This window comes from Roseibium album, assembly GCF_001404515.1.
GTDB classification, from domain to species: domain Bacteria; phylum Pseudomonadota; class Alphaproteobacteria; order Rhizobiales; family Stappiaceae; genus Roseibium; species Roseibium album.
Window position 1 is genome coordinate 70,144 of sequence record NZ_CXWE01000011.1, and the last position, 19,624, is coordinate 89,767.

Consider the following 19,624-nt stretch of genomic DNA (forward strand, 5'->3'; position numbering starts at 1 on the left):
ATGCTGAAAGATCAGGATCGGATCTTCACCAATATCTACGGTCTGCACGACTGGGGACTGGACGGTGCGAAAAAGCGCGGCCAGTGGGACGATACCAAGGGGCTGATCGACAAGGGCCGTGACTGGATCATTCAGGAAATGAAGGATTCCGGTCTGCGTGGCCGTGGTGGTGCAGGCTTTCCAACGGGACTGAAATGGTCATTCATGCCCAAGGCAACCGACGGGCGTCCGGCGTATCTCGTCGTCAATGCCGACGAATCCGAACCTGGAACCTGCAAGGATCGGGAAATACTGCGTCATGACCCGCATACGCTGGTCGAGGGATGCCTGGTAGCCGGTTTCGCCATGGGGGCCATTGCCGCCTATATCTACGTGCGCGGCGAATTCATCCGCGAACGAGAGCGACTGCAGGCGGCAATCGATCAGGCATACGATGACGGACTGATCGGCAAGAACAACAAGAACGGTTACGATTTCGACATCTATGTCCATCACGGCGCAGGTGCCTACATCTGCGGCGAGGAAACAGCGCTGCTGGAAAGTCTTGAAGGCAAGAAGGGCCAACCGCGTCTGAAACCGCCTTTTCCGGCCAATGTCGGCCTCTATGGCTGTCCGACGACCGTAAACAACGTTGAGTCCATTGCCGTGGCGCCAACAATCCTGCGACGGGGAGCCGCCTGGTTCTCCGCTCTCGGGCGGCCAAACAACACAGGCACGAAACTCTTCTGCGTCTCCGGACACGTCAATCAGCCGGCGACCTTTGAAGAAGAACTCGGGGTTCCGTTTTCGGAGATGATCGACAAGCACTGCGGCGGTATTCGCGGTGGATGGGACAACCTTCTGGCGGTTATCCCGGGTGGGTCCTCGGTTCCCTGCTGCACGGCGGACGAGATCAAGGACGCGCCGATGGATTTCGACACCCTTCGCGGCATGGGGTCTGGCCTCGGAACCGCGGCCGTGATCGTGATGGACAAATCAACCGACATCATCAAGGCAATCGCGCGCCTTTCCTACTTCTACAAGCATGAAAGCTGCGGTCAGTGCACGCCATGCCGGGAAGGCACAGGCTGGATGTGGCGGGTGATGGAACGCATGGTCAAGGGCGAATCCTCCTACGAGGAAATCGACATGCTGTTCAAGGTTACAAAGCAGGTCGAAGGCCATACGATTTGTGCGCTCGGGGATGCGGCTGCATGGCCGATCCAGGGTTTGATCAAGAATTTCCGGCCGGTCATCGAGCAACGCATCGACGACTATGTTGCCAAGTCGAAGACGTCTTCGACAATGGTGGCGGCTGAGTGAGCGGAACGGGATTTGGAGAGCAACGGATGACGAAGCTCATCATCGACGGCAAGGAAGTTGAAGTCCCGGCGGACTACACGCTGCTTCAGGCCTGTGAAGAGGCGGGCGCCGAGGTTCCGCGCTTTTGTTACCACGACCGGCTGTCGATAGCCGGCAATTGCCGCATGTGCCTGGTGGAAGTGAAGGGTGGGCCGCCCAAACCGACCGCGTCATGCGCCATGGGCGTAAAAGACCTGCGCCCGGGGCCCAATGGCGAGCCTCCCGTCGTCGAAACCAAGTCCGAAATGGTCAAGAGCGCGCGCGAAGGGGTGATGGAGTTCCTGCTCATCAACCACCCGCTCGATTGTCCGATCTGTGACCAGGGTGGCGAGTGCGACCTGCAGGACCAGGCCATGGCCTACGGGGTCGACGGGTCGCGCTTTCACGAAAACAAGCGTGCGGTCGAGAACAAGGAAATCGGTCCGCTGATCAAGACGATCATGACGCGCTGCATCCATTGCACCCGTTGCGTCCGCTTCACCACAGAGGTGTGTGGCGTAACCGACATGGGTCTTGTCGGTCGCGGTGAAAATGCCGAGATCACCACATATCTTGAAGCGGCCCTGTCATCGGAGATGCAGGGCAACGTGGCGGATCTGTGCCCAGTCGGTGCTCTGACGCACAAGCCTTATGAATTTCATGCGCGTCCATGGGAACTGACCAAGACCGAGAGCGTGGATGTCATGGATGCGGTCGGATCCGCGATCCGTGTCGACTCCCGTGGCAAGGAAGTCATGCGCGTCATGCCGCGCCTGAACGAGGAGGTCAACGAAGAATGGATCTCCGACAAGTCCCGGTACATCTGGGACGGTCTCAAGACGCAACGCCTTGATCGCCCCTATGCCAAGAAGGACGGCAAGCTGCAGCCTGTCTCCTGGACGGAAGCTTTCCAGATCATCGCCGAAAAGGTGAAGGCTACGTCGGCTGGCAAGATCGGTGCGCTCGCCGGGCAGTTGGCCAGTGTCGAAGACATGTTTGCGCTGAAATGCCTGATGGAAAAGCTGGGCGTTGCGAATATCGACAGCCGTTTCCCGGGGTCGCCTTTGCATCCTCGAAATGGTCGTGCAAGCTACATTTTCAACTCCACGATCCAGGGCATTGAAGACGCTGACGCGATCATGCTGATCGGCACCAACCCTCGGCAGGAAGCGCCTGTGCTGAATGCGCGTATCCGCGCACGCTGGACGAGGGGCGATGTTCATATCGGGCTTATTGGCGAAAACGCCGATCTGACGTATCCGGTGACTTACCTGGGTGCCGGGCCTGAAAGCCTTAAGCAGTTTGTCGACCACGCTCCGGCAAAGGCTGAGCGTCCCATGTTCATCATCGGGCAGGGCGCTCTCAACCGTCCGGATGGAGCTGCCGTTCTGGCCACTCTGGCGGCAGCTGCAAAATCGCTCGGAGTTATCAAGGAAGGCTGGAACGGTTTCAACGTGTTGCACACAGAAGCCTCCCAGGTCGGCGCGCTCGATATCGGTTTTGTTCCGGGTGAAGACGGCAAAGACACTGGTGCCATGCTGGAAGAAGGAGCGCTTGATTTGCTCTTCCTGCTCGGTGTCGACGAACTTGATGTTCCGGAAGGTGCCTTCGTGGTCTATCAGGGCACACACGGTGATCGCGGAGCACATCGTGCCGACGTGATCCTGCCGGGCGCTGCCTACACCGAGAAATCCGGGATCTATGTCAATACCGAAGGCCGTGTCCAGATGGCCGACCGGGCGGCGTTTCCGCCTGGCGACGCGCGAGAAGACTGGGCCATTCTGAGGGCGCTTTCCGGAAATCTCGATCAGACGCTGGAATTCGACTCGCTCGCCGAGTTGCGTGCGAAACTGTTCGAAGCCCATCCTCACATGACCGGTATCGATATGATCGAGACGGGTAATGGCGCGGATGTCGAAAAGCTCGCCGACACGTCTGCCCGCATGGACGGTGCCGGATTTGCCAATGTGATCCGAGACTTTTTTCTGACCAACCCGATCGCTCGTGCCTCGAAAACGATGGCCGAGTGTTCGGCGCTCGCAAAGTCGCGAGCGGCAGAAGCAGCTGAATAAGGGGTAGGGGACCGAAATGGTTGAGTTCTTCACGACGACCTACCTGGGTCAGTTTCTCCTGATGGCGCTTCAGAGCGTTCTGCTCATGGTCGTGCTGCTGGTGATCGTGGCCTACATTCTTTATGCCGACCGCAAGATCTGGGCCGCCGTCCAGATTCGCCGCGGTCCCAATGTCGTCGGACCATGGGGCCTTCTGCAAAGTTTTGCCGACCTTCTGAAATTTGTCCTGAAAGAGCCGGTCATTCCGGACGGATCGAACAAGATCCTGTTTTTGCTGGCTCCGCTGATTTCCGTGCTGCTTGCCCTGTCCGCATGGGCCGTGATCCCGGTTGCTGACGGCTGGGTGATTGCGAATATCAATGTTGGCGTCCTGTTTGTTTTTGCCGTGTCCTCGCTCGAAGTCTATGGCGTTATCATCGGCGGATGGGCTTCCAACTCGAAATATCCGTTCCTGTCCGCGCTTCGGTCCGCCGCACAGATGGTGTCCTACGAGGTTTCCATCGGCTTCGTGATCGTGACCGTTCTTCTGTGTGCAGGAACATTGAACCTGTCCGGAATTGTCGAGGCGCAGCAGACAGGTCTGGCGACCCTGCTCGGCGTGCCTTGGCTGTCATTTCTGAACTGGTACTGGTTACCGCTCTTTCCGATGTTCGTGGTGTTCTTCGTTTCTGCGCTCGCAGAGACAAACAGGCCCCCGTTCGACCTGGCTGAAGCTGAATCGGAACTGGTCGCCGGCTTCATGGTGGAGTACGGATCCACTCCGTACATGATGTTCATGCTTGGCGAGTATGTCGCGATCTGTCTGATGTGCGCGCTGATGACCATCTTCTTCATGGGGGGATGGCTGCCACCCTTCGACTTCGCGCCCTTCACATGGGTGCCCGGGATTGTCTGGTTCATTTTGAAATGCCTGCTCGGCTTCTTCATGTTCGCCATGGTGAAGGCGATGGTTCCGCGCTACCGCTATGATCAGCTCATGCGCCTTGGCTGGAAGGTCTTCCTGCCGCTGTCGCTTGGCATGGTGGTTGTGGTTGCAGCTGTGCTGATGGCCACGGGTTGGGCACCGGGCGCATCGTGAGCGTGTCGCTTGCCGGAGTGATCGGTGCCGCGATCGGGTTTTATGTCGGATGGCTCGACTACAAGATCCTGAAGGGCATGCTTCAGGCAACAGAGACGAAGAACAGGCAGGCCGGCGGTGACGGTGGCCGGGCCGCAAGGTACAAAGCGCCCTTGAGCGCACTGATTTTTGGAGTTCCGGTGATCGGCTTCCCGATTGTCGGTTATTGGGCCGCCAGCCAGCTGGCTGGTTGAGGAAAGAGAGGCAAGAAGCGATGGGACTTAATCAAGCCGTCAAATCGCTGTTTCTGCAGGAATTCGTATCGGCGTTCATTCTGGCGATGCGTTATTTCTTCAAGCCGAAGCCAACGGTCAACTACCCTTTCGAAAAGGGACCGGTTAGCCCGCGTTTTCGGGGAGAACATGCTTTGCGCCGTTATCCGAACGGCGAAGAGCGCTGCATAGCCTGCAAGTTGTGCGAAGCCATCTGTCCGGCCCAGGCGATCACCATCGAGGCAGGGCCACGCCGGAATGACGGCACACGCAGGACCACCCGATATGACATCGACATGGTCAAATGCATCTATTGCGGCTTCTGCCAGGAAGCCTGCCCGGTGGATGCGATTGTCGAAGGGCCGAATTTCGAGTTCGCCACGGAAACCCGCGAAGAGCTCTACTACGACAAGGAAAAACTGCTTGCGAACGGCGACCGCTGGGAACGTGAAATCGCCCGGAACATTGAAATGGATGCTCCTTACCGCTAGGAGCTAACCCAACACTTCGACGTTAGCCCGGCAATCCGGTCGGGCTCCGCATTTCCGGCCTGAACGGGCCACACGACAGACAGGTCTTTGAAATGATCCTGAAAGCCCTCTTCTTCTACCTGTTTGCCGGTGTCACACTGGCGTCAGGGTTCATGGTGATCGCGGCCCGAAATCCGGTGACGTCGGTTCTGTTCCTGATCCTGGCCTTTGTGAATTCAGCAGGTTTGTTCGTGCTTCTCGGTGCTGAATACCTGGCGATGCTTCTTGTGGTCGTCTATGTCGGCGCGGTCGCGGTGCTTTTCCTGTTCGTTGTGATGATGCTGGACGTTGATTTCGTCGAGTTGCGGCAAGGCTTCCTGCAATATCTTCCGATCGGTGGTCTGGTTGGCCTCATTCTCATGGTCGAGCTCCTGATGGGCCTGGGAGCCTGGGTCATCGTACCTGACGTTCTTGGGCATGGCGCGGAACCGACACCGGACCTTGCCCAGACAAGCAACATCGAGGCGCTCGGGTCGGTGCTCTACACGAAATACATCTATTTCTTCCAGGTCGCAGGCCTGGTGCTGCTGGTGGCGATGATCGGGGCAATTGTCCTGACCCTGCGCCACAAGCCGAATGTCAAACGTCAAAGCATACCGGATCAGGTCGCACGCACACGCGAGTCGGCCGTCGAAGTCCGGAAGGTGGAGACGGGCAAGGGTATCTGACGCAGAACACTGCGTCATTTTAGGAAAGTCTGGTAACCGGCACGCTCCTCCGTGCGGTTTCCAGTGGGGTAAACGAGGGGAGCACGGCGAGGCGCCCATGGAAATCGGTCTGTCGCACTATTTGTCTGTCGCGGCCATCCTGTTCACGATCGGAATATTCGGGATCTTCCTGAACAGGAAAAACGTGATTGTCATCCTGATGTCCATCGAACTGCTTTTGTTGTCGGTGAACATCAACTTTGTCGCCTTTTCGTCGTTCCTCGGCGACCTGATGGGGCAGATCTTCACCATGCTGGTCCTCACCGTGGCCGCCGCGGAAGCGGCAATCGGGCTTGCGATCCTGGTAGTGTTCCACCGAAACCGCGGTTCCATTGCCGTGGAAGACGTCAACGTGATGAAAGGGTAGGAGCTGATGTATTCCGCAATCCTGTTCCTGCCGCTTATAGGCTTTCTGATTGCCGGCCTTTTCGGCCGTGCGATTGGCGACAAAGCCTGCGAATACCTCACGAGCGGGCTGGTCATACTGGCGGCCCTGTTGTCCTGGATCACGTTCTTCGGTTTCTGGCTCGGCGGCTCCGAACTGCAGATCGAGCCGTTGTTCCGCTGGATGGACGCAGGTGACCTTAAAGTCATGTGGTCCATTCGGGTCGACACCCTGACAGCGGTCATGCTGGTCGTGGTCAACACGGTTTCCGCGCTGGTGCATGTCTATTCCATCGGCTACATGCACCACGATCCGCACCGTCCCAGGTTTTTCGCCTATCTGTCGCTGTTCACCTTCGCGATGCTGTCGCTGGTAACGGCAGACAATCTTCTTCAGATGTTCTTCGGCTGGGAAGGCGTGGGTCTGGCTTCCTATCTGCTGATCGGTTTCTGGTACAAGAAGCCGTCAGCGAATGCGGCTGCGATCAAGGCCTTCGTCGTCAACCGGGTTGGCGACTTCGGCTTCGCACTCGGCATCTTCGGCATTTTCTTCATCTTCCAGAGCATCGAATTCACAACGATCTTCAACGACGCGCCTTCCTTCATCGAGGGGCAGGGCGAAGTGATGACCTTCCTAGGGTATCACCTTGATCCGCAAGCGGCGATGACGGTTATCTGCCTGCTGCTCTTCATGGGAGCGATGGGCAAGTCGGCCCAGTTCCTGCTGCACACCTGGCTGCCGGACGCAATGGAAGGTCCGACACCGGTTTCAGCGCTGATCCATGCAGCAACCATGGTGACCGCGGGTGTCTTCATGGTGGCACGCCTGTCGCCCCTGATGGAACTGTCCCAGACCGCGTTGACGGTGATCATCTTCTTCGGTGCGACAACCGCTTTCTTCGCGGCAACGATCGGCCTGGTCCAGAACGATATCAAACGCGTGATTGCCTATTCGACCTGTTCGCAGCTCGGGTACATGTTCGTGGCACTCGGTGTTGGAGCCTATTCGATCGGCATTTTCCACCTGTTCACGCATGCGTTCTTCAAGGCGCTTCTGTTCCTGTGCGCCGGGTCCGTGATCCACGCAGTTTCCGATGAGCAGGACATGCGCAAGATGGGCGGTCTTCGCAAGCACATCCCGATCACCTACTGGACGATGATGATCGGCACGCTGGCACTGACCGGTGTCGGTATCCCACTCACTCATCTCGGATTTGCCGGGTTCATTTCCAAGGACGCGATCATCGAGGCCGCTTACGCCAGTGCCGGTGGTGAACATGCGAACCCGATGGCGCTATACGGTTTCTGGATGACGGTGATCGCTGCGGCGCTGACGTCGTTCTATTCCTGGCGCCTGACTTTCATGACTTTCCATGGCAAGCCACGTGCTCCGGTGGACGTGATGAAACATGTTCATGAATCGCCGCTTGTGATGACTATCCCCTTGTTCGTCCTGTCGGCCGGCGCTGCGCTTGCAGGAATGATCTTTTACAGTTCATTCTATGGTGAAGGCTATGAAGCCTTCTGGAAGGGCTCGCTCTTCACGTCGGAAGCCAATCACGTCCTTCACGAAATGCACTCTGTCCCTGCTTGGGTGAAAGTGTCACCATTTGTGATGATGGCTCTCGGTTTCCTGGTTGCCTACCAGTTCTATATCCGCTCTCCGGAAACACCGAAGAAGCTCGCGGAACGCCATCAGGGCCTATACCAGTTCCTGTTGAACAAGTGGTATTTCGACGAGATCTACGATTTCCTGATTGTCCGTCCCACGATGTGGCTTGGCCGTGTTCTCTGGAAGAAGGGCGACGGTACGGTCATCGACGGCTACGGTCCTGACGGAATTTCCGCACGTGTCCAGAACGTCACGTCCTGGGTTGTGAGGCTTCAGACCGGATACCTCTATCACTATGCATTTGCGATGCTGATCGGCGTTGCAGCGCTTATTACCTGGTCAATGTTCACCGGTGCCGGCACCGGCGGAGGTGCGCACTAATGATTGCCTGGCCAATTCTGTCACTCACGACATTTCTGCCGCTGCTTGGCGTGCTCTTCATTCTGCTCGTTTCGGGGGATGACGAAGGAAGCAAGCGCAACATCCGGATGGTCGCTCTGGTGACCACAGGTGTGACGTTCCTGTTGTCGCTTTTCATCTGGGGCAATTTCGACTACGCCAATCCAGGCTTCCAGTTCGTGGAAAACCGAGACTGGCTCGGTGGTGACATCAGCTACAAGATGGGTGTCGACGGGATTTCCGTCCTGTTCGTGATCCTGACCACCTTCCTGATGCCGTTCTGCATTCTCGCGTCCTGGGAAAGTGTCCAGAAACGCGTGAAGGAGTACATGATCGCGTTTCTGGTTCTGGAAACGCTGATGATAGGCGTGTTCTGTTCGCTTGACCTTTTCGTCTTCTACATCTTCTTCGAGGCAGGCCTTATCCCGATGTTCCTGATCATCGGCGTGTGGGGCGGCAAGCGCAGGGTCTACGCGTCCTACAAGTTCTTCCTCTATACGCTGCTCGGATCGGTCCTGATGCTGATCGCGATCATGACGATGTACTGGGACGCCGGCACAACCGACATTGAAAAATTGATGGCGCATACGTTCCCGTCCGGCATGCAGACGTGGTTATGGGTGGCGTTCTTTGCCAGCTTTGCAGTGAAGATGCCGATGTGGCCGGTACACACCTGGTTGCCCGATGCCCACGTGGAAGCGCCGACCGCGGGGTCGGTCATCCTGGCCGGCATTCTCCTGAAGCTTGGTGGTTACGGTTTCCTGCGCTTCTCGTTGCCCATGTTCCCGATTGCCTCGGACATGTTCGCACCGTTCATCTTTACCCTTTCCGTTGTGGCGATCATCTACACGTCGCTGGTTGCGCTCGCCCAGGAAGACATCAAGAAGCTGATTGCATACTCATCTGTCGCCCACATGGGTTACGTGACCATGGGTATCTTCACGATGACAGAGCAGGGTGTACAGGGCGGGATCTTCCAGATGCTGTCGCACGGTATCGTGTCCGGAGCGCTCTTCCTGTGTGTCGGGGTTATCTATGACAGGATGCACACCCGCGAAATCTCCGCTTACGGAGGGCTCGTCAACCGCATGCCGAAATACGCCGTGGCCTTCCTGATTTTCACCATGGCCAATGTAGGCCTGCCGGGCACGTCCGGTTTCGTGGGTGAAATCCTGACGCTCATGGGGGCATTCCAGGTCAACACCTGGGTCGCGTTCCTGGCGACGTCCGGTGTGATCCTGTCTGCAGCCTACGCGCTTTACCTCTACCGCCGTGTTGTGTTCGGCGCGCTGGAGAAGGAAAGCCTGAAGTCGATGCTGGATCTCAATCTTCGGGAGAAGGTCATACTGTTCCCGATGATCGTCCTGACGATTTTCTTCGGATTCTATCCAATGGCAATCCTGGATGTGACACAGGGCTCCGTGGACAATCTCATCAATCACTACACTGCAGCGCTCGAGGCGGCCGGGGTCACCCAGCACGCCGCGGCAGCTGCAGCGGCGCATTAAGGTATCGAGGGCGAGACAGAGCTATGTCAGATGTGACTCAATTGCCAGATCTCATGCCGGTTCTGCCGGAGATCATCCTGGCCGTCGGCGCCATGGTGCTTCTGATGATCGGCGCCTTCGGTGGAAAAGGCGTTAGCTACGCGGTCTTCGGCTTTGCTATGGGCCTGCTTGGCACAGCGTTCCTGATCCTCCTGCTCGTTCCGACATTTGGCGAGACGTTCGGTGGATCCTTCGTCCTGGACGAGTTCGCCTATTTGCTGAAACTCATGGTGCTGGTTGGTTCGTTCTTTGCCATTGCAATGTCCTGGGCTTATGCCAAGAGCCAGTCCTTCGATCATTTCGAGTATCCGATCCTGATCATTCTTGCGACGCTCGGCATGATGTTGATGCTGTCTGCGAACGACATGATTGCGCTTTATCTCGGTCTGGAACTGCAGAGCCTGTCGCTCTACGTGGTGGCTGCAATCAACCGGGACAGTGTGAGATCCACGGAAGCCGGGCTGAAGTATTTCGTTCTCGGGGCGCTGTCCTCAGGCATGCTGCTTTACGGAATGTCGCTGGTTTACGGCTTTACCGGACAGATTTCCTTTGCGGGCATCGCGGAAGTTCTCACGGATGACGGAGCGTCCATTGGTCTTGTCATTGGCCTGACATTCATCCTGGCAGGTCTCGCGTTCAAGATATCCGCCGTGCCGTTCCACATGTGGACACCTGACGTTTATGAAGGTGCACCGACACCCGTGACAGCGTTTCTGGCTGCGGCGCCGAAAGTCGCCGCGATGGGCATGCTGGTGCGGATCGTCATCGAGGCGTTTCATCCTGTCACCAGTGACTGGCAGCAGGTTATCGTCTTTGTCTCGATTGCTTCCATGGCGCTTGGTGCCTTTGCCGCAATCGGTCAGCGCAACCTGAAACGGCTGATGGCCTATTCCTCGATCGGGCATATGGGCTATGCGCTTGTGGGGCTGTCCGCGGGAACGCAGACCGGTGTCGAAGGCGTCATTTTCTACATGATTGCCTATCTCGGCATGACGCTTGGTGTGTTTGCCTGCATCCTGTCAATGCGCCGCAAGGACGGTATGGTCGAAGAGATCGATGACCTTGCCGGATTGTCCCAGACCAATCTTCCCATGGCGATCCTGCTCGCGCTCCTGATGTTCTCGCTTGCCGGTATTCCGCCGCTCGTCGGTTTCTTCGGCAAGTGGTACGTCTTTGTGGCTGCCGTTCAGGCCGGTCTCTATCCCCTGGCCATTATCGGTGTGCTGATGTCCGTGGTCGGAGCCTACTATTATCTGCGCATCGTCAAGGTGATGTTCTTTGACGAGCCGGTAGAGGGCTTTGAAACCATGCCGATGGAATTGCGCGTGGTTCTTGGCCTGTCGAGCGTCTTCGTGGTGCTTTTCTGGCTCGCGCCGGGACAGGTCGTCAATGCGGCCAGCACCGCGGCACAATCACTTTTCTGACCAAGCGCATGGCAGATCATTATTCCGAACGTCCGGCGCCTGGTGCGCCGGATTTTCTCTTTGAAGACCATAAAATCGTCGGATCCACCAATGCCCTTTGCTTCGAACGGGCTCGAATGGGTCATGCCGGCGGACTCTGGATCCGTGCACAGGAACAGACCGAGGGGCGTGGGCGCAGGGGTCGAGAATGGTCCTCCCCGACGGGAAATCTCTTCACCAGTCTGCTTCTGGTCGACCCGAAACCCGCGGACAGGATCGGTGAATTGCCTCTTGTTGCGGCAGTTGCCCTAGCGGAAGCAGTTGACAAAGCAGCCGGAACGCTCCATCTGGTGGAATTGAAATGGCCGAACGACCTTCTGGTCAACGGGGCTAAGCTCTCGGGCATTCTGCTTGAGGCAGAAGTGCTTGCCGATGGCCGTCAGGCTGTTGTTATCGGCTTCGGGGTCAATTGTATTTCCCACCCGCCGCTTTCGCTGTATCAGGCAACCGATCTCAGGAGCCTAGGGTTCCAGGTGACGGCTGAGCGTCTGTTCGAGGCGCTGGCGTCATCTCTTTCGGAGATGCTTTACGGTTGGCGGAAACCGGGCGGATTTGAAACGATCCAAAAGAACTGGCTCAAACGGGCGGCCCATCTGGGCAAAGAAATTACCGTCAGGACGGCCAGAGAAGAAATTTCCGGCATTTTTGCCGATCTGGATGCGCGTGGCCATCTCGTGCTCAAGCAGGATGATGGCGGAATGCGCACCATTTATGCAGGCGACGTGTTTTTGTCCGGCGAATGAGTTCCGGCAAATTGCCTGCCTACAGGTTTGAAGGAGCAATCCATGGCTTCGGCCAACAAGAATAAGAATGATATCGTATTCCTGCCTCTTGGCGGGGTCGGTGAAATAGGAATGAACCTCGGTCTTTACGGCTATGGTCCGGCGAACGACCGCACGTGGCTGATTGTTGATTGCGGGGTAAGTTTTGCGGGGCCGGACCTGCCTGGCATCGACGTAATTGTCCCCGACATCAAGTTTCTCGAAGATGAGGTCGACAATATTGCCGGGATGGTGATCACCCACGCGCATGAGGATCATTATGGCGGCATACTCCACCTTTGGCCTTTTTTGAAGGTTCCGGTTTACGCGACCGCATTTACCGCGGGGCTTCTGGCTGCGAAGTCAGAGAGCGAACCGGGGGCGGAAGAGGTTCCGGTAACTGTCGTGAAACAAGGCGAACGGCACAAGATCGGTCCGTTCGATGTCGAATTCGTCGCAATGGCGCACTCGATACCGGAGCCCTGTGCACTGGCGATCCGGACACCGGCCGGACTGGTGCTGCACACCGGTGATTGGAAAATCGATCTGACGCCTGGCGTCGGCTTGCCCATTGATATGGACCGTCTGGCCGAGCTGGGCAGGGAAGGCGTCATGGCTCTTGTGTGCGACAGCACCAATGCGGTCAGGGATGGTGTCAGTCCCAGTGAGGCGGATGTGGCCGAAGAGCTGAAGAAGGTAATGGCGAAGGCCAAACAGCGTGTCGCGGTTACAACCTTTGCATCGAACGTCGCGAGGATACGAGCTATTGCAGAAGCAGCGGTAGCCAATGAGAGGGATGTTGTTGTCGTAGGCCGGTCGATGCACCGCGTGATCGAAGTGGCAGGCGAACTCGGTTACCTGGATGGCTTGCCGCAGTTTCACGATGAAGAAGCTTTCGGTTATCTGCCGCGAAACAAGGCAGTTCTGCTATGCACCGGTTCGCAAGGCGAAAGCCGGGCTGCACTCGCGCGCATTGCCGCCGGCGACCATCGCAATGTCGCGCTTTCGAAAGGTGACACCGTGATTTTCTCCTCCCGGACCATCCCAGGGAATGAAAAGGTGGTTGCAGAGGTGCTCAACAACCTTGCCGACAAGGATGTCCGGATCGTCACGGACAAGGACGCGCTTGTGCATGTGTCCGGTCATCCGCGCAGGGGTGAACTGGAGCAACTATACAAAGTGCTCAACCCGAAAGTCGTGCTTCCCGTACACGGCGAACCGTTGCATCTTGCCGCACATGCCGCGTTTGCGAAGGAACAGGGTGTTCCCGAAGTTGTGCGTGGCAAGAACGGGGACATCATCTGTCTGAATGCGGGCAAGGCTGCGGTCATTGACGAAGCGCCGTCGGGAATTCTCGTCAAGGATGGAGACATTCTTGACGATCCGGAAGTGACCGGAGTGAAAGAGCGGCGCAAATTGTCGTTTGCCGGCGCTGCCGTGATTGCACTGGTTGTCAACCGGGCAGGGGAACTGCTGACTGATCCGCACGTTACCCTGCTCGGGTTGCCGGACACGGATGATGACGGTGATCCGATGGAAGCCATCGTTGTCAAGGCTGTGACAGGCGCGGTAACGAGTATTCCGAAGTCCCGGCGCAAGGACAAGGATCTGGTCGCGGAAGCTGCCCGGCGGGCCGCTCGCGCAGAGATCCTCAACGTGTGGGGCAAAAAGACGCTCTGTAAGGTGATGGTGACCCAACTATAGTCCATCCGGCGGCCATGACAGCCGCCCATGCGGAGGAAGTGATATGATCGGTCGGCTAAATCATGTGGCCATTGCTGTCTCGGATATCGATGCTGCAACGGCGATTTACCGGGATACGCTTGGAGCGGACGTCTCATCGAGGGAAGAACAGCCGGATCATGGTGTGAGCACTGTGTTCATTAACTTGCCGAACACCAAGATCGAGCTGCTGGAGCCCCTGGGTGACGACTCGCCTATTGCCAAGTTTCTGGAGAAGAATCCCTCCGGTGGAATTCATCACGTCTGCTATGAAGTCGATGACATCCTGGCTGCACGGGACAAGCTCGTGGCGGATGGTGCACGGGTCCTGGGCGATGGTGAACCGAAGATCGGGGCGCACGGCAAGCCGGTCCTCTTTCTTCATCCGAAAGATTTTCTCGGCACACTTACGGAACTGGAAGAGGCCTGAATAATGTCGGTGGCGTTCGGACTGGCAATCTATTTCATGCTCTGGTGGATCATCCTGTTTGCGATCTTGCCGTTCGGGATTCACCGTACCCAGGAGGAGGCCGGAGACATTGTTCCCGGTACAGAGGCAAGCGCGCCGAACAAGCCCAGATTTCTGAGGGTAATCGTGCTGACAACGGTGGTAACCACAATCGTTTTCGGTAGCTACATCGCCTTGCGGCAATCCGGCTTCGGTCTCGACGATATACCCTTCCTGAAACCTCCAAGCAGCAGCGACAGTCAATCTGATTGATGCCATCGCAAATTCGCAGACCCTGAATTCAAACAAGAAGGCAATCGTTCGTGGAAGCGGCCCCTGAGGGCCGCTGCGTTCGTTTTAGAATGACGCCGGACGTTGAAGTTCAGTGTTGACGCTGTCTTCTTCGCTGCGCCACGAAGCCAAGCAGACCCAGTCCTCCTGCAAGAAGTGGCAGCGCAGCAGGCACCGGGACAGGTGTCACCCCGTACACGATGTCTATGGATGTCGAGGCAAGAACATCGCCATTCAGCGCGGCAGACAGATTTATGGTGTAAAGGCCCTCGGCCTGTGGATCAGCAATGCCGGGGAAAAGGGTGCTGAATCCCAGGTTCCATGAGTTCTGTGCGACATTGTAGTTTCCGACGATAGCGGAATACAAAAAAAGATCTGAAACACCAGCACCGTTTGCCGTGGAGTTGTTCCCCAGGGCATGATCTGCAAAGAGAGTATTGATTGGGTCGAAGGATTGGAAACTTGTTCCTGAACCCGGATCCAGGTCGACCTGCAACAGGTATGTCAGGTCGGTCAAATTACGCGTTCCGATGCCCGATACATTTGAGTTTATCGACCATTCGAAGTTGAAAGCAGAGCGATTTGAGGGTGCATTGCTTGATGCGGGCGAAAAGGTGTAGGTGCGATCGCCGTCGTAATTGAAGGTATTTTCCGGAAGCCCACTGTTGTTGTAGCGAAGCTTTCCTCGAAGACCCAATTCAACATTGTTGGCATTCACACCTGTGAACGCGCCATTTGCGTTGCCGGAACCGAAAATGACTTCCGGTGTGACCAAACCCGTTCCGTTGACCGGGCCAGCCTGCACAGTTGCCGGTACGATTGTTCCGGCAAACAACAATGTTACACCCATCGTGAAAGATCTAAGCATGGATCGATTCATTCCCCAAAAAGAGTCATTAGTATTATTTTCAATGAAATTTATGCGGATTCTCTTTTGTAAATCAACCTATGGTTAATCTGTTTTGCCCGCTCGCGTAACAATCCGCGGCAAAAGTGTTGCAAATGTTGTGGAAGGTTTCGGTGTGTCCGAAAAGGAACCCGATCTCAGTCGTCGTAAAGCGTTGAAAAAAAAGAAAAAGGCAGAGCCAAGCTCTGCCTTTGGTAGTTCCGCGTCTAAATTGACCCCAATCCCTTACCGGCTGTTTGACCAACCTGGTCGGGCGGCTGCAATCTGAAGATGCGCCAGAGGGCCCTTCCTCCCAAGACTCAGACCGCGATGTCCTTGAGCATCTTGGCATTTCTGCCGAGACTTCTTTTTGTTATGAGGACGGAACCTATCGGATTGTTTTATGATTGTCACCTGTTTGTCGCACTGAGTCTATTTTTTTTGCTTGCCTAATTAATTTGCAGTCCCGAGCGTTCGCCATTCGGCTGAAATTCTCGACGAGACAGGGGTAGAAAATCGACGGATTGCTCCCGATTTCAGTCTGCAAAGAAGACTATTTCCGCAAATGAATGGGTGGTTTGCGTAAAGGGCTTGTTTTTAAGCGCGTCATGCGGTTTGACTGCGCACAAATTAGGCCAAGCGCAAATCGAGAGTATATTGATGCGTCTTTCCAGATATTTTCTGCCCATCCTGAAAGAGACTCCCAAGGAAGCCGAGATTGTCTCCCACCGGCTCATGTTGCGCGCCGGAATGATCCGGCAGCAGTCGGCAGGAATTTACTCGTGGCTGCCGCTTGGTCTGAAGGTGCTGCGCAAGATCGAACGGATCGTTGAGGAGGAACAGGCACGGGCCGGCGCCATACAGCTTCTGATGCCGACAATTCAATCCGCCGACCTTTGGCGTGAAAGCGGCCGCTATGATGCTTACGGCAAGGAAATGCTGCGCATAACGGACAGACACGAGCGTGACATGCTCTACGGTCCGACAAACGAAGAAATGATAACGGAAATCTTCCGCAGCTATGTGCGCTCCTATAAGGACCTTCCGTTGAATCTTTACCACATACAATGGAAATTTCGTGACGAGGTCCGTCCGCGTTTCGGCATCATGCGTGGCCGTGAATTTCTGATGAAGGACGCCTATTCCTTCGATCTCGATCAGGAGCGGGCCGTTGAATCCTATAACCGGATGTTTGTCGCGTATCTGCGTACATACAAGCGCATGGGCCTGACCGCGATTCCGATGCGGGCCGAGACCGGTCCGATCGGTGGAGACCTCAGTCACGAGTTTATCGTTCTGGCTGATACCGGCGAGAGCGAGGTCTATTGTCATTCCGACTATCTGACCAAGGACACTCCGGGTGAAGAGGTTGATTTTGACGATGATCTCACGCCAATCGTGCAAGACTGGACCTCGCACTATGCGGCGACAGAAGACATAGTTGACAAGGCGGAGTTCGAGGCCAGCGTCCCGGAAGACAAGCGGATTGTTGCAAGGGGTATCGAAGTCGGACAGACCTTTTATTTCGGCACGAAATATTCCGAACCGATGGGTGCGAAGGTAGCCACGACGGAGGGTACCGAGGTCCCGGTTCACATGGGATCATACGGTGTTGGCGTATCGCGCCTTCTTGGCGCCTTGATCGAGGCAAATCATGACGACAATGGAATCATATGGCCGAAATCAGTTGCACCTTTCCATGTCGGTCTGATCAACCTGAAGCCGGGAGATGAGCTGACGGATACGACGTCGGAAAGCCTTTATTCCAAGCTCGAGGCAGCCGGGATCGAGGTTCTCTATGATGATACGGATACACGCGCCGGAGCGAAATTCGCCACAATGGACCTGATCGGTTTGCCGTTTCAGGTTGTCGCCGGTCCGAGGGGACTGAGGGACGGCCTGCTTGAAGTCAAGGAACGCTCAACTGGGGAAAAGGAAATGCTGACCCCTGAAGCAACCTTGAACAAACTCACGGCGGCATTGACGGACTGATCCGGTCCGGTGATCCTCTAGGCGGGGATTCGGCCGCAACAAGTGCGGTTGCTCGGGCATTGCTGAAGTGGATTTACGATGACGGCAACAGACACTGTGGACGTTGGCCAAGGCCGGAAAGCGGCTCAACCCACTCGGGCTTTCTCCACCTTTGAGTGGATGATTGCAGGCAGATATCTGCGTTCCCGCCGAAAAGAGACATTCATTTCGGTGATCGCCGGATTTTCGTTTGCCGGAATCATGCTCGGGGTTGCGACGCTCATCATTGTCATGGCAGTGATGAACGGTTTCAGATCCGAACTTCTCGGCAAGATATTGGGCATCAATGGTCACATGCTGGTGCAACCCATTGACCTGCCGCTGAACGACTATGATGCAGTGTCGGCGCGCCTTGAAGGTGTTCCAGACGTCGTCGCCGCCATTCCGTTCATCGAAGGGCAGGCCCTTGTGTCAGGACCGGCAGGAAACCTCGGGGCTCTGGTGCGCGGCGTCTACGAAAGCGATCTGCGTCGGATACCGCTGATTGCCAACAATATGCGTTCCGGTACGATCGATGGCTTCGATGCGGGGGAAGGCGTTGCGATCGGGTCGCGGATGGCACAGCAACTCGGCCTGGTCGTCGGCGACAACGTAACCATCATTTCACCGCGCGGCAGCGTCACGCCGATGGGGGTGACGCCGCGGGTGAAAGCCTACCCGGTCTCAGCGATCTTCGAAATCGGCATGAGCGAATACGATTCCACATTTCTGTTCATGCCTTTGGAAGAAGCGCAGGCCTATTTCAACATGGGTGACAAGGCAACCGGTATTGAAATCTATGTGGTCGATCCGGACAATGTCGGAGTGATGACCAATGCGATCGAGGAAGGCGCGAACCGCCCGGCATTCGTGACGGACTGGCGTCAGCGGAACGTCACATTCTTTTCGGCTCTGGAGGTGGAGCGCAATGTGATGTTCATAATCCTGACCCTGATCGTTCTGGTCGCTGCGCTTAACATCATTTCCGGACTGATCATGCTGGTGAAAGACAAGGGCAGGGACATTGCCATCCTGCGCACCATGGGTGCAACGCGGGGCTCTATCATGCGGATATTCCTGATCACCGGGGCGAGTATCGGATGCGTCGGTACGCTTGCCGGGTTCTTTCTGGGACTGATCGTCTGTTTGAATATCGAGAGTATTCGTCAGTTTGTTTCATGGCTTACATCGACCCAACTCTTCGATCCGACGCTTTACTTCCTGTCCAAACTGCCAGCTGAAATCGACAGCGGTGAAACCATGACCGTGTTGCTGATGGCCCTGGCTCTCTCGCTGCTGGCAACGCTCTATCCGGCATGGCGGGCGGCGCGTCTCGATCCGGTTGAAGCTCTGAGATATGAGTAAGGAGCGGGAGATGAATATGGCAGTTGATCCGCAACCGGTTCCCGAACTTGCACCGGCCGCGCTGCAGCTTTCTGGTATTACCCGGAGCTTTGACGAAGGCGCCAGGGAGCTTCACATTCTCAAGGGGGCTGATCTGCGGATCGAGGCAGGGGAGATGGTCGCCCTGGTTGCACCGTCCGGTACAGGAAAGTCCACTCTCCTTCATATCGCCGGTCTTTTGGAGAGGCCAGATGGCGGAGATGTCTTTCTCGGCCCCGTAAACTGTTCGGATCTGTCCGACGACGAACGCACCGCGATCCGGCGCAACGATATCGGATTTGTCTATCAGTTCCATCATCTGCTGCCTGAGTTCACTGCGCAGGAAAACGTCATGATGCCGCAGATGATCCGTGGCTTGCCCCGCAAGGTCGCCGCCGAACGGGCGGACGAGCTACTGGCGTATCTGCGCCTCGGTGAGCGCGGCAGCCACCGCCCGTCGGAACTGTCGGGCGGTGAACAACAGCGGGTAGCGGTTGCCCGGGCGGTTGCCAATGCACCGCGAATTCTGCTTCTCGACGAACCGACCGGCAACCTTGATCCAAACACCGCCAACTATGTGTTTGAAGCGCTTTCAGCCCTTGTGCGCGCGTCCGGTGTCGCGACACTGTTTGCCACCCATAACCTGGGACTGGCCGGACGCATGGATCGTGCAATCACTCTGGAAGACGGCCTGGTTCAACCCCTGAGCACGACGGGGTAGATTTCCGCAGTGATTGGCTCAGGCATATCGTCCATGTAC

The 19,624-nt window shown here is 56.5% G+C and carries 18 protein-coding genes; 17 read left to right on the forward strand and 1 reads right to left on the reverse strand.

Going from position 1 to position 19,624, the window contains the following annotated elements:
• The 14 genes from nuoF (at nt 1) to LA5095_RS28335 (ending at nt 14,567) form a co-directional block, all read left to right on the forward strand.
• On the forward strand, nt 1–1,302 hold the full coding sequence (nuoF, locus tag LA5095_RS28270; protein ID WP_055121164.1) for an NADH-quinone oxidoreductase subunit NuoF: 1,302 nt from the start codon (nt 1–3) through the stop codon (nt 1,300–1,302).
• Nucleotides 1,303–1,328: 26 nt separating this feature from the next.
• Entirely contained in the window at nt 1,329–3,392 is a 2,064-nt protein-coding gene (gene nuoG, locus LA5095_RS28275; protein WP_055121165.1) for an NADH-quinone oxidoreductase subunit NuoG, read from the forward strand.
• A gap of 16 nt (nt 3,393–3,408) precedes the next feature.
• Complete coding sequence (nuoH, locus tag LA5095_RS28280) at nt 3,409–4,470, forward strand: NADH-quinone oxidoreductase subunit NuoH (protein ID WP_055121166.1); 1,062 nt, start codon at nt 3,409–3,411, stop codon at nt 4,468–4,470.
• Entirely contained in the window at nt 4,467–4,703 is a 237-nt protein-coding gene (locus LA5095_RS28285; protein ID WP_029063404.1) for a hypothetical protein, read from the forward strand. Before nuoH ends, LA5095_RS28285 begins: the two co-directional genes overlap by 4 nt.
• A 20-nt stretch (nt 4,704–4,723) precedes the next feature.
• Nucleotides 4,724–5,212, forward strand: coding sequence for an NADH-quinone oxidoreductase subunit NuoI (nuoI, locus tag LA5095_RS28290; RefSeq protein WP_029063405.1), 489 nt, complete (start codon nt 4,724–4,726; stop codon nt 5,210–5,212).
• Nucleotides 5,213–5,304: 92 nt separating this feature from the next.
• Complete coding sequence (locus LA5095_RS28295; protein ID WP_055121167.1) at nt 5,305–5,919, forward strand: NADH-quinone oxidoreductase subunit J; 615 nt, start codon at nt 5,305–5,307, stop codon at nt 5,917–5,919.
• A gap of 97 nt (nt 5,920–6,016) precedes the next feature.
• Nucleotides 6,017–6,325, forward strand: coding sequence for an NADH-quinone oxidoreductase subunit NuoK (gene nuoK / locus LA5095_RS28300; RefSeq protein WP_029063407.1), 309 nt, complete (start codon nt 6,017–6,019; stop codon nt 6,323–6,325).
• A gap of 6 nt (nt 6,326–6,331) precedes the next feature.
• Nucleotides 6,332–8,335, forward strand: coding sequence for an NADH-quinone oxidoreductase subunit L (gene nuoL, locus LA5095_RS28305; RefSeq protein ID WP_055121168.1), 2,004 nt, complete (start codon nt 6,332–6,334; stop codon nt 8,333–8,335).
• Nucleotides 8,335–9,861, forward strand: coding sequence for an NADH-quinone oxidoreductase subunit M (locus LA5095_RS28310; RefSeq protein WP_055121169.1), 1,527 nt, complete (start codon nt 8,335–8,337; stop codon nt 9,859–9,861). The genes nuoL and LA5095_RS28310 overlap by 1 nt, the downstream gene beginning before the upstream one ends.
• A gap of 23 nt (nt 9,862–9,884) precedes the next feature.
• Nucleotides 9,885–11,324: an NADH-quinone oxidoreductase subunit NuoN gene (gene nuoN / locus LA5095_RS28315; RefSeq protein WP_055121170.1), complete on the forward strand. Its 1,440-nt coding sequence runs from the start codon at nt 9,885–9,887 to the stop codon at nt 11,322–11,324.
• An 8-nt stretch (nt 11,325–11,332) separates the two neighbouring features.
• On the forward strand, nt 11,333–12,106 hold the full coding sequence (locus LA5095_RS28320; RefSeq protein WP_055121171.1) for a biotin--[acetyl-CoA-carboxylase] ligase: 774 nt from the start codon (nt 11,333–11,335) through the stop codon (nt 12,104–12,106).
• A gap of 42 nt (nt 12,107–12,148) precedes the next feature.
• Nucleotides 12,149–13,828, forward strand: coding sequence for a ribonuclease J (locus tag LA5095_RS28325; protein ID WP_055121172.1), 1,680 nt, complete (start codon nt 12,149–12,151; stop codon nt 13,826–13,828).
• A 43-nt stretch (nt 13,829–13,871) separates the two neighbouring features.
• Nucleotides 13,872–14,276 carry a methylmalonyl-CoA epimerase gene (gene mce / locus LA5095_RS28330; RefSeq protein ID WP_055121173.1) on the forward strand — a complete coding sequence of 135 codons (405 nt, stop codon included), beginning with the start codon at nt 13,872–13,874 and terminating at the stop codon, nt 14,274–14,276.
• 3 nt (nt 14,277–14,279) lie between these two features.
• Nucleotides 14,280–14,567 (forward strand): DUF1467 family protein, encoded by a 288-nt coding sequence (locus LA5095_RS28335; protein WP_055121174.1) that lies wholly within the window; start codon nt 14,280–14,282, stop codon nt 14,565–14,567.
• 109 nt (nt 14,568–14,676) lie between these two features.
• Here the strand turns inward: LA5095_RS28335 and LA5095_RS28340 are convergent, their stop codons facing one another.
• Nucleotides 14,677–15,453 carry a PEP-CTERM sorting domain-containing protein gene (locus LA5095_RS28340; protein WP_144436196.1) on the reverse strand — a complete coding sequence of 259 codons (777 nt, stop codon included), beginning with the start codon at nt 15,451–15,453 and terminating at the stop codon, nt 14,677–14,679.
• Nucleotides 15,454–16,131: 678 nt separating this feature from the next.
• Between LA5095_RS28340 and proS the strand changes: the two genes are divergently transcribed.
• The 3 genes from proS to LA5095_RS28355 all read left to right on the forward strand — a co-directional run bounded on the left by proS (nt 16,132) and on the right by LA5095_RS28355 (nt 19,585).
• The gene (proS, locus tag LA5095_RS28345) at nt 16,132–17,463 is read left to right on the forward strand and encodes a proline--tRNA ligase (RefSeq protein WP_055121176.1); all 1,332 of its coding nucleotides are present in this window, start codon (nt 16,132–16,134) and stop codon (nt 17,461–17,463) included.
• A gap of 78 nt (nt 17,464–17,541) precedes the next feature.
• Nucleotides 17,542–18,846: a lipoprotein-releasing ABC transporter permease subunit gene (locus LA5095_RS28350; RefSeq protein WP_055121177.1), complete on the forward strand. Its 1,305-nt coding sequence runs from the start codon at nt 17,542–17,544 to the stop codon at nt 18,844–18,846.
• 10 nt (nt 18,847–18,856) lie between these two features.
• Complete coding sequence (locus LA5095_RS28355) at nt 18,857–19,585, forward strand: ABC transporter ATP-binding protein (protein WP_055121178.1); 729 nt, start codon at nt 18,857–18,859, stop codon at nt 19,583–19,585.
• Nucleotides 19,586–19,624: the final 39 nt, after the last annotated feature.